The 11,487-nt window shown below is 56.6% G+C and carries 13 protein-coding genes and 4 pseudogenes; 11 read left to right on the forward strand and 6 right to left on the reverse strand.

What is annotated here, in order from left to right:
• Positions 1 to 58 precede the first annotated feature (58 nt).
• From treZ to AC07U6_RS19025, 4 genes and pseudogenes are all read left to right on the forward strand, one after another.
• A pseudogene (treZ, locus tag AC07U6_RS19010) lies at positions 59 to 1,717 on the forward strand (malto-oligosyltrehalose trehalohydrolase).
• Positions 1,714 to 1,950 carry an alpha-amylase family glycosyl hydrolase gene (locus tag AC07U6_RS19015; protein ID WP_494764694.1) on the forward strand — a complete coding sequence of 79 codons (237 nt, stop codon included), beginning with the start codon at positions 1,714 to 1,716 and terminating at the stop codon, positions 1,948 to 1,950. The pseudogene treZ and the gene AC07U6_RS19015 overlap by 4 nt, the downstream one beginning before the upstream one ends.
• Positions 1,951 to 1,954: 4 nt before the next feature.
• A pseudogene (locus AC07U6_RS19020) lies at positions 1,955 to 2,230 on the forward strand (malto-oligosyltrehalose synthase); the annotation flags it as partial.
• A gap of 95 nt (positions 2,231 to 2,325) precedes the next feature.
• Positions 2,326 to 2,684 (forward strand): annotated as a pseudogene (locus AC07U6_RS19025) (hypothetical protein); the annotation flags it as partial.
• Here AC07U6_RS19025 and AC07U6_RS19030 read toward each other — a convergent pair.
• Together AC07U6_RS19030 and AC07U6_RS19035 are read right to left on the reverse strand one after the other, a co-directional pair.
• The gene (locus AC07U6_RS19030) at positions 2,681 to 3,013 is read right to left on the reverse strand and encodes a hypothetical protein (protein WP_494764695.1); all 333 of its coding nucleotides are present in this window, start codon (positions 3,011 to 3,013) and stop codon (positions 2,681 to 2,683) included. The pseudogene AC07U6_RS19025 and the gene AC07U6_RS19030 sit on opposite strands and share 4 nt — an antisense overlap.
• Positions 3,014 to 3,026: 13 nt before the next feature.
• Positions 3,027 to 3,737, reverse strand: a complete 711-nt coding sequence (locus tag AC07U6_RS19035; RefSeq protein WP_494764696.1) for a RipA family octameric membrane protein — start codon at positions 3,735 to 3,737, stop codon at positions 3,027 to 3,029.
• 378 nt (positions 3,738 to 4,115) lie between these two features.
• On the opposite strand from AC07U6_RS19035, the gene AC07U6_RS19040 reads away from it, so the two are divergent.
• The 3 genes from AC07U6_RS19040 (at position 4,116) to AC07U6_RS19050 (ending at position 7,335) form a co-directional block, all read left to right on the forward strand.
• Positions 4,116 to 5,042 (forward strand): substrate-binding domain-containing protein, encoded by a 927-nt coding sequence (locus AC07U6_RS19040; RefSeq protein WP_494764697.1) that lies wholly within the window; start codon positions 4,116 to 4,118, stop codon positions 5,040 to 5,042.
• A gap of 63 nt (positions 5,043 to 5,105) precedes the next feature.
• Positions 5,106 to 6,158, forward strand: a complete 1,053-nt coding sequence (locus AC07U6_RS19045) for a sugar phosphate isomerase/epimerase family protein (protein ID WP_494764698.1) — start codon at positions 5,106 to 5,108, stop codon at positions 6,156 to 6,158.
• A gap of 4 nt (positions 6,159 to 6,162) precedes the next feature.
• A complete protein-coding gene (locus AC07U6_RS19050) occupies positions 6,163 to 7,335 on the forward strand; it encodes a Gfo/Idh/MocA family protein (RefSeq protein ID WP_494764699.1) in 1,173 nt (390 codons plus the stop codon).
• A gap of 88 nt (positions 7,336 to 7,423) precedes the next feature.
• On the opposite strand, the gene AC07U6_RS19055 is transcribed toward AC07U6_RS19050, so the two are convergent.
• On the reverse strand, positions 7,424 to 7,585 hold the full coding sequence (locus AC07U6_RS19055; protein WP_494764826.1) for an EamA family transporter: 162 nt from the start codon (positions 7,583 to 7,585) through the stop codon (positions 7,424 to 7,426).
• Between AC07U6_RS19055 and AC07U6_RS19060 the strand changes: the two genes are divergently transcribed.
• On the forward strand, positions 7,575 to 7,829 hold the full coding sequence (locus tag AC07U6_RS19060) for a cupin domain-containing protein (RefSeq protein WP_494764827.1): 255 nt from the start codon (positions 7,575 to 7,577) through the stop codon (positions 7,827 to 7,829). The two genes, AC07U6_RS19055 and AC07U6_RS19060, sit on opposite strands and share 11 nt — an antisense overlap.
• A gap of 87 nt (positions 7,830 to 7,916) precedes the next feature.
• Here the strand turns inward: AC07U6_RS19060 and AC07U6_RS19065 are convergent, their stop codons facing one another.
• Positions 7,917 to 8,354 (reverse strand): GNAT family N-acetyltransferase, encoded by a 438-nt coding sequence (locus tag AC07U6_RS19065; protein ID WP_494764702.1) that lies wholly within the window; start codon positions 8,352 to 8,354, stop codon positions 7,917 to 7,919.
• Positions 8,355 to 8,402: 48 nt separating this feature from the next.
• Positions 8,403 to 9,155 carry a DeoR family transcriptional regulator gene (locus tag AC07U6_RS19070; RefSeq protein ID WP_494764703.1) on the reverse strand — a complete coding sequence of 251 codons (753 nt, stop codon included), beginning with the start codon at positions 9,153 to 9,155 and terminating at the stop codon, positions 8,403 to 8,405.
• Positions 9,156 to 9,333: 178 nt separating this feature from the next.
• Between AC07U6_RS19070 and AC07U6_RS19075 the strand changes: the two genes are divergently transcribed.
• Positions 9,334 to 9,573: a type II toxin-antitoxin system RelB/DinJ family antitoxin gene (locus AC07U6_RS19075; protein WP_494764704.1), complete on the forward strand. Its 240-nt coding sequence runs from the start codon at positions 9,334 to 9,336 to the stop codon at positions 9,571 to 9,573.
• A pseudogene (locus tag AC07U6_RS19080) lies at positions 9,573 to 9,856 on the forward strand (type II toxin-antitoxin system RelE family toxin). The gene AC07U6_RS19075 and the pseudogene AC07U6_RS19080 overlap by 1 nt, the downstream one beginning before the upstream one ends.
• Positions 9,857 to 9,917: 61 nt before the next feature.
• Here AC07U6_RS19080 and AC07U6_RS19085 read toward each other — a convergent pair.
• Entirely contained in the window at positions 9,918 to 11,177 is a 1,260-nt protein-coding gene (locus tag AC07U6_RS19085; RefSeq protein WP_494764705.1) for a DUF1479 domain-containing protein, read from the reverse strand.
• Positions 11,178 to 11,364: 187 nt separating this feature from the next.
• On the opposite strand from AC07U6_RS19085, the gene AC07U6_RS19090 reads away from it, so the two are divergent.
• The gene (locus tag AC07U6_RS19090; protein WP_494764706.1) at positions 11,365 to 11,487 is read left to right on the forward strand and encodes a hypothetical protein; all 123 of its coding nucleotides are present in this window, start codon (positions 11,365 to 11,367) and stop codon (positions 11,485 to 11,487) included.

Consider the following 11,487-nt stretch of genomic DNA (forward strand, 5'->3'; position numbering starts at 1 on the left):
TCTGTGGGCAACGGGCCAGCAGCCCGTCATTCTGCGCCTTGCTGATGCCGATCGGCCGATGAACCCGGTCGGTGACGGCTGGTTTGAGCTCCAGGTTGAGAGAGTTGAACCCGGTGCTGAATACCGCTTCGTGCTGAGTGACGGCAGCACGGTGCCTGACCCGGCGTCCAGAGCACAACGGGACGGAGTTATAGGGCCGTCACGGGTGGTTGACCCGGCGAGTTATCGCTGGCAGCACGCGGAATGGCGCGGCGTGCCGTGGGAAAAAGCCGTGATCTATAAACTGCATATCGGCACCTTCACGCCGGAAGGCACGTTCAGCGCGGCCATCGAAAAGTTGCCCTGGCTTGCTGAACTGGGCATCACGCTGATAGAGGTAATGCCGGTGGCGCAGTTCGGCGGCGACCGCGGCTGGGGCTATGACGGCGTCTTGTTCTACGCGCCGCACTCTGCCTACGGGACGCCGGACGAGTTTAAAGCCTTTATTGATGCCGCCCACGATACGGCCTGTCGGTGGTGCTGAATATTGTCCTCAACCACTTTGGCCCGGAAGGTAACTATCTGCCGACGCTGTCGCCGGATTTTTTCGATCCGCAGCGCACCACACCGTGGGGCAACGGCATTGCCTGTGAAATTGACGCCGTACGCCGCTATATCGTGGAAGCACCACTTTACTGGCTGACGGAGTACCGCCTGGACGGGCTGCGATTCGATGCCATCGACCAAATCAAAGACGACTCCGCCAGGCACGTGCTGGTGGAAATCGCCGAACGTATCCGCCGCGTTATTACTGACCGCCCGGTTCACCTCACCACGGAAGACAGCCGCAATGTGACCTTCCTGCATCCACGCGCTAAAGACGGCTCCGCGCCGCTGTTTACCGCTGAATGGAACGATGATTTTCATAATGCCGTCCACGTCCTTGCGACCGGGGAAACCCAGGCCTACTACCGCGATTTTGCTGAGCAGCCGGAAAAATGGCTGGCCCGTGCGCTGGCGGAAGGCTTTGCCTATCAGGGCGAAGTGTCCGTTCAGAGCGGAGAGTCGCGCGGGGTCAACAGTACCGGGCAGCCGCCGACAGCGTTTGTCGATTTTATTCAGAATCACGACCAGGTCGGTAACCGTGCGCAGGGCGAGCGTCTGATATCGCTGGCCGGTGCCGACCGAACCCGTATCCTGCTTGCTACCCTGCTTTTATCGCCACATATTCCGCTGTTGTTTATGGGGGAAGAGTATGGCGAAACCCATCCATTCCTGTTCTTCACCGATTTTCATGGCGATCTGGCCCGTGCGGTGCGGGAAGGTCGGGCGAAGGAGTTTGATGGCCACGCCGGATATCACGGCGAAAACGTGCCGGACCCTAACGCAACGGAGACATTCCGTCGTTCGAAGCTCGACTGGGAAAAACGTCATGGGGAAGAGGGCAAAGCCTGGCTGACGCTGGTGCGTCAGCTTCTGCTGCTGCGCCAGCAGCATATCGTGCCGCTGATCGCCGGTGGCGCTGTCGGGACCGGAGAGATCCTGATGGCGGCACCGGGGGGTAGCCGTTCGCTGGCGCTTCGCGGGGGGAACGCTGTCGCTGGCGCTGAATCTCAGAAGTCACGCTCTGTCGCTGCCCGATCTGCCGGGTAAAACCCTGTTTGCCTGGCCCGCTGAAACCACCCGACTGGGGCAGAACGCGATGGTCGTTCGGCTTGCAGAGAGAGCCGCGCAATGATCCCACTCGCCACCTACCGTATTCAGTTCCGCAACGGCATGGCCTTCGATCGCGACGTTAAACTTATTCCTTACCTGAAACAACTCGGCATCAGCCATCTTTACGCGTCGCCGGTTTTTACCGCCACCTCCGGCTCCACCCACGGTTATGACATCACGGATTTCAATGAAATTGAGCCGTCACTCGGCGGGCGCGAAGGCTTTGAACGGCTGGCTTTCCGCCGCGGCTTATGACAATGCCGCCGAGTTCCGCACCCGCTTCCAGCAGCTTACCGGACCGCTGATGGCAAGATCGGTCGAGGATACGCTGTTCTTCCGCCAGAACATGGGGCTGGCGCTGAATGAAGTCGGTGCCGAGCCGGTTAAACGCGCATTTTCGCTGGCGCGTTTCCACAGGGAGATGCATCTTCGCCTGGTGCAGCAGCCCGACGCGCTCTCCGGTACCTCAACGCACGATACCAAGCGCGGAGAGGATGCTTGCGCCCGCCTCTATACGCTGACCGAAGCGCCGGATATCTACCAGGGCAGCGAGGCGCTCAATTTCAGCCTGGTGGACCCGGACAACCGCCGCGAGCCGGACTTCCCCCTGCTGGCACGGCAGCTGGCAGAACCGGAGCCGTTCAGCGCCGAGAGAACTGGCGCGATGGCATGGTGATCCAGTGGTTTAACGCCGGCGGCGGTCCGCAGCAGTCAGAGCAGTGGGATGAGGGCACGACGATTGGTTTGTACCTGACGCGGCCCGATCTGCAACAGCAGGACGGGATCTGGCGTGATGTGCTGATGCTGTTCAATCCCTTTGAGGGTAGCGTGCCGTTTCGCATCCCGCAGATGGGTAAAGGCGGTTGGGTACTGGAGCTGAACACCGCCGATCCGCAGCAGCAGGGCAGGTGATTACGCAGGAAGGGGACTACGAACTGGCCGCAGGTAGAAAGCCCGCGGCCTCTGGGTTTCACCGTGTCGATCGTTAATCGGCCTGTTGGAATTCGCTGGCCATCAACTGCTGGCAGGCATCGGTAGATTTTGCCTGCTGGCGCTGCTCCGGCGACAGCGACTGCCAGCTGTTAACCACTTCTTCGGCAATCTCCTGATCGAACTCGTCCTTATTCAGCGCCGACGCTGACTCACCGCGCATGCTCATCTCTTTGATTTTTTGCAGGTAATAGTCTGCCGATGCTTCCGGCTTTTGCACCACCACGCTGCACAGGTGGTTGATATAAGTGGCTTCGGTTTGCTGTTCGTTCGCCGCGCTGGCGGAGGCGGCAGCGACAAGTAAAAAGGTGGGGATCAAAATTCTCATAACATCTCCTCATTCAGTCCTGTTCAGGCGGTGTCTTTGTCTCTTCCGTTTTTTCTTCTTTTTCCGGCTCAACCGGTGCCGCGTGGTTATCCGTTGGCTTCAGCAGCTGGATATCAAGGATCACATAGGTCATGGTGCTGATAAACAGCGAGATCACGCTACCCATCACGCCGCTGGTGGTAAAAGTCAGGTAGTTATAAATCACCAGCCAGGTCAGACTGATAAACAGTGCCAGCGCGGTGGCAATCGCCGGGCTGGAATAGTCACTGGCCCCCGCGCTGCGGGTATTAACGGCGGTAAACAGGCCGCCAGAACCCTGAGACTCCAGCGCGTGAATGGCCCGATCCCAGCTCTCCGTGCGGCGGGCGCTGGTTTTACAGTGGAACAGGTACAGAATGGCGATAAAGTAGCCGGAAAAGGCGATCAGTACCGGAATGGCTTCCAGCGCATATTCAATACTTTTATGGCCGTGGCTGGCATTCCCGGCGGAGAGATCCAGCGTCAGCGAAGCGCCCAGCGCGGCATAGAGAAAAACAAACAGCGCCAGGAAAGTGAGGGCGTGCTGCCAGAACAGCGTCGATTCGCGGTTTTTCTGCCCGACGGCGGTGGCCAGTGCCTGTTGGATTTTCGCCGTTCGCCGCTCATCGTATTCGCCTTCGGGCGTGTCGTTTTCAAAAAATGCCTGCATAAACTCTGCATCAGCCTGTTCAGTGACCACTTTCATCCCTTGCCTCAATAACAGTTAATTAACGTTCATAGGGTAGCAACGGAACAGGCATTGTGGAACCCGTAACGATCTCGGTTCATTTCCCCTGAATTAATGTGATTACTCTCTAAGAAAACGATTCTGCCTGGCGGCTGATAACGGCACTTTGGCAATTAGCAAAATATTAACATGATGAATTTAAAACGCTTAATGTCCGTTTCATCAGTGAAATGCGCGCATTTTTCATGCGTTGCAATTTTTGTTGCTTCGATCTTATTATTGGAAAAAATGGTGCGAAGTCCTGCTGACAGCCAGGGCCATTTTTAAATAACGGCAGTTAATAATAATCCTTCGTAGTCGGTTAGCGCCGATTAACCCATTAATTGGAAGGCAATAATGAAAAAATCACTCTTACTCTGTCTGACCCTTCTCACGCTCAGCCCGGCAGCTTTCGCCGTTCAGGTGGGCGTCAGCATCGCACAAATGGATGATGTCTTCCTGTCCCGTCTGCGGGGATACGTGTTGGACCAAAGCAAAACCTATCCCGATATGAAAGTACAGTTTGAAGATGCACAGGGTGCGGTCGATAAGCAGCTGAGCCAGGTACAGAATTTTATCAACGGGAAGGTGGATGTGATTATCGTCAACCCGGTGGATACCCAGGGCACTAAAAACATGAGCGAGGCCGCCAGAAAGGCCAAAATTCCGCTGATTTATCTTAATCGTATGCCGTCGGATTCGAAAATGGGTGACGGCGTCAGCTATATCGGTAGCGATGAAGTGGAGGCGGGCAGGCTGCAAATGGCGTATCTGGCCGAGAAGGTGAAGGATCGTAAAAGTGTCAACGTGGCAATTATGAAAGGGCTGTTGAGCAACGATGCGACCCGCTTCAGAACCCAGGGAGCGAAAGAGGTGATTGCCAAACACCCGAATATGCACGTCACGCTGGAAGATACCGCCAAATGGATGCGTGAAGACGGTATGAACCTGATGAACAACTGGCTCCTCGCTGGTGACAAAATCGACATTTTATCCGCGAACGCCGATGAGATGGCAATCGGTGCGGCAATGGCGATTAAAAGCAACGGCCTGAAGCCCGGTAAGGACATTCTGGTCGGCGGCACCGACGGTGGCCCGAACGGGTTGCAGGCGATTAAAACCGGCCTGCTGACCGTTACCGTGTTCCAGGATGCGAAATCGCAGGCCTACGGCGCGGTAGACATGGCTGAGACAGCTGCGAAAGGCGGCAAGGTCGAGGACATTAAATTCATTCCATTCCAGCAGGTTACGCCGCAGAACTATCAGCAGTTTATGACGAAGTAATGACTTTAGTGGGGTTATTTGCACCTGCGTTTCCTGCAGGTGCCTTTTTCTACAGGAGCCACAATGAAGACGATTAAAGGTCCTGGTGTATTCCTGGCGCAGTTTGCCGGAGACAGCGCACCTTACAATACGCTGGCCGGTATGGCGGCATGGGCGGCTGAGAAGGGGTTTAAGGGCGTGGAGATCCCCACCTGGGATACGCGGCTGATCGATCTGGCTCGCGCGGCGGAAAGCCAGACCTATGCCGACGAAATTCTCGGCATCCTTACCGAACGCGAGCTGACGCTCACCGATTTAGCCAGCCATTTGCAGGGGCAGCTGGTGGCGCTGCATCCGGCCTTTAATCTGCCCGCTGACAGCTTTGCGCCGGAAGCCGTGCGCAATAATCCGCAGGAACGGCAGCGCTGGGCGACCGAACAGCTGTATCTGGCAGCGAAAGCCTCCCGCCGTTTCGGCTTAAGCAAGCACGTAACGTTTTCCGGCACGCTGTTATGGCCCTATCTCTACCCCTATCCGCAGTGGCCGGAAGGACTCATCGAGGAGGGCTTTGATGAGTTGACGCGGCGCTGGCTGCCGATCCTCAACGCTTTTGACGAGCAGGGGGTAGACGTCTGCTACGAGATCCACGCTACCGAGGATCTGCACGACGGCCTGACCTTCGAGCGTTTTCTGGATAAAACTGGCAACCATCCGCGCTGCAATATGATGTATGACCCCAGCCATCTGGTATTACAGGGCATGGACTATCTGGCGTTTATCGATCACTACCATGAGCGGATTAAAGCCTTTCATGTGAAGGATGCCGAGTTCCGCCCCAACGGTAAAAGCGGTGCCTGGGGCGGCTATCAGCCCTGGAGCAGCCGTGCCGGGCGCTTCCGTTCGCCGGGCGACGGGCAAATCGACTTTTCCGCGATCTTCTCGAAACTGACGGGCTACGGTTTTGACGGCTGGGCGGTGCTGGAGTGGGAGTGCTGCTTTAAAAATCCCGAAGATGGCGCGCGCGAGGGGGTGAAATTTATCCGCGACCATATCATCCGCGTGACCGATAAATCTTTTGATGACTTCTGTAAATCCTGGGCCGATCCGGCGCTTAACCGCAAAATTTTGGGGTTCTGACACCATGAAAAAAACACCACTGAAGGGACGCCGTATTCGCCTGGGGATGGTCGGCGGCGGCGAGGGTGCCTACATCGGCGGCATCCACCGCTTTGCTGCCCGGCTGGATAATCAGTATGAGCTGGTTGCCGGGGCATTCGATATCAATGCTGCCCGCGGCCATGCCTTTGCGGCGGAAAACTTTATTGCTGCCGACCGTTCCTATGACGATTTTACGGCGATGATTGCGGCTGAATCCGCGCGTGAAGACGGCGTGGATGTGATTGCTATCTGCACGCCCAATTTCACCCACTATCCCGTGGCGCGCGCCTGCCTGGAGGCGGGGATCGATGCGATTTGCGAAAAGCCGCTGACCAGCACGCTGGAGGATGCGGAGCTGCTGGCCGAAGTGGTGCAGCGCACCGGCGGCTTCCTCGGCGTCACCTATACCTACGCGGGCTATCCGCTGATAGCCGAGGCGCGGCAGCGTATTGCCGCCGGGCTGATTGGTCAGGTGCGTACGGTGCAGGTGGAGTATCCGCTGGAGTGGATGGCAACCGGCGTGGAGCTGAAAAACAATCAGCAGGCCGCCTGGCGTGTCGATCCGAAGAAAAACGGCCGGGGCGGTTCGGTTGGCGATATCGGTACCCATGCCTATCACCTGGCGGGCTATGTGACCGGGCTGAAGGCCGAAAGCGTGATGGCCGATCTGGCGACGTTTGTTGAGGGGCGTGCGCTGGACGATAACACCCACGTGCTGATCCGCTATGAGGGCGGGGCGCGGGGCATGCTGTGGTCGTCCCAGGTGGCGATTGGCTGCGCTAACTCCCTGCGGCTGCGCGTTTTTGGTGAAACCGGCAGCCTGATGTGGGCGCAGGAGCAGCCGAATGAACTGCTTTATACCCCGCTGGAGGGCAACAGCCAGATTATTAAGCGCGGACGCGACGATCTGGAGGCGCTAACCCGTTCCCGCACCCGCACGCCGCCGGGCCATCCCGAAGGTTATATCGAGGCGTTTTCTAACCTTTATAGCGGATTCGCCGATGCGCTGCGGGTGCGTGATGCCGGGCTGGAACCGGGCCTGGCCGGCGTGGCGGCGCCACAGATTGATGACGGGCTGAAGGGCGTGGCGTTCGTGGAAGCGGTGGTGGACAGCCACGAGCAGGGCACGGTGTGGATGAAACCGAAGTACCGCTGATGCACTGGGATCTTTGACCGTGAAGGCTGCGGTCAGAGATTCGGCCTGTGCTGTTTACCTCGAAGAGGCCTGCGCCTCGCCGGGCGCGCTAACGGCGGATCGCCACCAGCAGCCCGCCTGTCACCAGTACCGTTTCCAGCATCTGCTCCAGCGAGATCGGCTCCTTTAACAGCCACCAGCTAAAGAAAATGGTCAGCACCGGGCCGAGAAGGCCAATCAGCACCGCTCTGGCGGCACCGATGCGGAACACGGCGGATCTGATCAGCGTAGAGCTGCCTGCCGGCGTATCGGTGCCGATGCCGGCCATTTCCTATCTTTCACGCCGCCAGCTAATTTGGGTTATCAGCGGTGAGTTGGTGTTTCAGGAGGGGGAAAAAACCTTTGAGCTGAACGAGGGCGATTGTCTGGCGCTGGGCGATCCTGCCGACTGCGTGTTTATCAACCGTAGCGGGCAAACGTGCCGCTACGCGGTGCTGGTGCTCAAGCCGCTATAATTGCACCGCCTGGGGTAAAACTTCCTGCTGATGTAAAGGCAGTCACCGGACGTTTTTCCTGGCGTTAAGCGGGCCGCCCTGGGATCGTCAGTCTCTGCGTTTTTCCAGGCGGATATCGCCTTCGCCTGCCGCGGATTCGTTGCGCCATCCGGTATGGCGGTAGAATCCTGCGGCGCGTGTGTTTTTACCGGTTTCCAGCCAGATAACCCGGTGCTGCCGGAACAGCTCATCTTCAGCAACCTGAACCAGTAGTTTACCAATCCCTCTGTTTTCATATTCAGGAAGAACAAAGGCGGCAAACAGGCAGGCATCTTCCGGGATAATCATGGAAAATCCGACGATTTTCTGGTTTTCCGCTGCCACCCAGGCACAGAGTGAATTCTGGATCATGGCGGTCACGGCGGCTTTGGTGATACCCATTTTTTCAAGTTCTTCACAGGTCAGCGTATTTTCGCGGACCGAAGTGCGCACGTGGAACAGCCCGTCGATATCATCGGACGTTGCTGCACGGATGGTTATTGTCATGGCGGTAAATCCACTTTTGGCTGAAAACGACCGTCAGTCTGCCTGGTGTTAGCGGCGCTGTGCGACAATATCCAGTTGATATTTCTGCTTAATCAGCGTGTTACGGATGTCAGGTGACAATCCATCATCGGTAACAATCTGGCTAAAGGTATGCTCAATCGAGATCGGATAGGGGTGGACGCTGCCGAATTTAGACGAATCCGTCAGCGCGATGGTCCAGGTGCCTTTGGCCATTACCGCGTTCACCACGTCGCAGCGCATCATATTGCGGCCAGTAAAGCCGGTGTCCGCATGCCAGCCGTCCACGCCGATAAAGGCTTTATGGAAGTTAAGCTGCTGGATGCAGTAGCGGGTTAAGGGGCCGACCACGGATTCGCTGCTTTTTTGATACTGGCCGCCAAGGATGACCACCTCACACTGCGAATCGCGCAGCAGATGGGCGATAAAATGGCTGACGGTAATAATTGTCAGATCGCTGCGTGAGGCGAGTGCGCGGGCCAGCAGGGCATTGGTGCTGCCGCCTTCAATAAAGATGGCTTCACCGTCGCCGATCTGCGAGGCGGCAAATTCCGCCAGCCCCTGCTTGATTTTGTAGCGTGTCTGCATACGTGAATTCACGTCGTCGCTGTCGGGTGCGACAGCGGAGCCGTGGACGCGCTTTAAAAAATTGTCGCGTTCCAGCGCGTTGAGATCCTGGCGGATGGTGACTTCAGAAACGCCGGTCAGCTGCGCCAGTTCGCTGACGCTGACGCTGCCTCTTTCGTTCACCAACTGGATGATATGTTCGTGTCTGCTGTTCATTCAGGCTTTGATAAGGCTGGAATAATTCGGTTCAGTCTAACAGATATTCTTCACGCCATACCACGCCTGTGGCTGGCAGCGTTAGCCGATCGCCGCGGCTTTCATTTATGGGAGGTGCCGGGAACAGGTGACATACTGCTTGTAATGACGTTTGTATTTACAAATCTGTGAGGTATAAATGGGCAGCATTAATCTACGCATCGATGACGAACTTAAAGCCCGCTCATACGCTGCACTGGAAAAAATGGGTATAACACCATCAGAAGCTCTGCGCCTGATGCTTGAATATATTGCGGATAATGAGCGCCTTCCGTTCAGGCAATCTTTACTCAGTGATGAAGATGCGGAGTTAGTCGAAATAGTCAGAGAACGGTTGCGAGATCCTGAACCCGTGCGCATAACGCTGGACGATCTCTGATGGCCTGGCACCTGGATTTTGACGAGCGTGCTTTGAAAGAGTGGCGCAAGCTGGGTTCAAGTATCCGTGAGCTAAAAAGAAGCTGGCTGAAATACTCCTGTCACCGCGTATCGAGGCTAATAAGCTGAGAGATATGCCTGACTGCTACAAGATTAAATTGAAATCTTCTGGTTACAGGCTGGTGTATCAGGTTATCGATGAGAGAGTCGTGGTGTTCGTTGTAGCGGTAGGCAAGCGGGGACGCTCGGCAGTTTATGCCGGTGCGAAAAAGCGCATCCCCTGAAGTGGTTATAAAAGTTTGTTTACACGGCTGGCCCAAACCTCCGGGCCAGCCGTTTTGTCACTTATTCCAGCCCGAGGCTGCGTTTGCCGATGTTGTTCAAATCCGCAGTAGAAAAGCGCTGTTGCCAGTCGCGTTCGTAGTCCTCCCGCGGGAAATCGCCCGGCGACGTTCCCCGATCCAGCGCCTGTGCCACTTTGTGTGCGTAGGCCAGATTCTTCTCGCAGAGCGGTGCCGCAGGGATATACATCACGTTGCCCCAGCCCTGCTGATCGGTCACCGGTGCCACCGAGTGGATCACATCACAGTGCCACCACACCGAATCGCCTGCCTGCAGTGATGGGATGGAACTCAGCCCCTCAATCAAGTCAGGATGCCACTGTGGCGAGATCGGCAGCACTTTGCCCGGTGCCACGCCGCACAGTTCATCTTCCGGGACGTCGTCCAGCAGCGGCCTCAGCAGCACGTAGGCCATCGCTTCCGGTACCGGCACCACGTGCAGCAACCCCTGGCCCTGCTGCATATCCGACAGTGCGGTCCAACCCTGGAAGGTGCGGAATACAGAACATTTGGTTGTATTATCAACGTCATATTCATGAACTTCGGTACGATGCGCCGCGTCCCACGGGTCGTATTCGTCGAATCGATTGTTGAATATTTTGCTGAAAACCTGCTGATAGGCGGGCAGCAGCCAGCGCTCGAGCGCGCCGGAGTCGGTGTGTGCACCCAGCCCTTTCGAGGTGGTTCCCGGCAGGCGGCGGCGAATTCGGTCTGGATAAATGATGCTGACGTCCGGGTTAAACCACTTCACTCCTTCAGATTCGAATTTCCACAGGTGATTGAGGAACGACTGCGTTTCGGCCATTGCCTCGCTTTGCCGCGCTTCCATCTGCGCGGTGGACCAGTAAATGGGGTAAATCTCCGGTCTGGATGCCTCAAGGCTACCGAAGAATGTATCGCCCGGTCCGCGGTACTGCGCATCGAAATCGTTGCGGTCGAGGTAGTCGAGCATCGAGGTATCCCAGGCCAGGGCTTTATCGCGCGGGAAGGTTTGCTTCACCACCACGCAGCCGCGCCGTTTGATCGCTGAGAGTTGCTCTGATGTGATGCGTTTTTCAGCGATATCCGTCCAGTTAATCACCGGCCAGGCAGTGCCGTGTTCGGCCTCTTCTGCCTTCGCGCGAGAGATTTCAGTCGTAATCTTGTGCTTAACCTGGGCAAAAAGCCCTTCAACGTCACCAATCTGCCGGCGAAGCTGCTTTTTCATCAGCCGGATAAGGGCCTTATGGTCTTCTGGTAGGGTGGTCGAGGTGAAATCGCTCATCGTGACAGCTCCGCTTCGGGTATGTTATGCTTCGAATGAAGGTTTTCTTATATTCGTTCGTAATTATGGCTACGAAACCAACAAAAATGCAACAAGTCTTGCGTGAGTCGGCTCACGAATCGTTCACGTTCCGGGAACGGGACGATCCGCTTTGCTCAGGTCGATAGCGAAATGTGGGAGAGATGAAATGCGTATGTTGAGAGACAGTGCGCACTTTTTCCGCGACTACTTCAGGGTGTCCGCAGCTGACAGTGGCCATATCTGGCAGGATTTCAGCCCGGAGGCACGTTACGGCTATTTAGCGGCATGA

The organism is Erwinia sp. GW821-FHT03D09 (genome assembly GCF_059420805.1).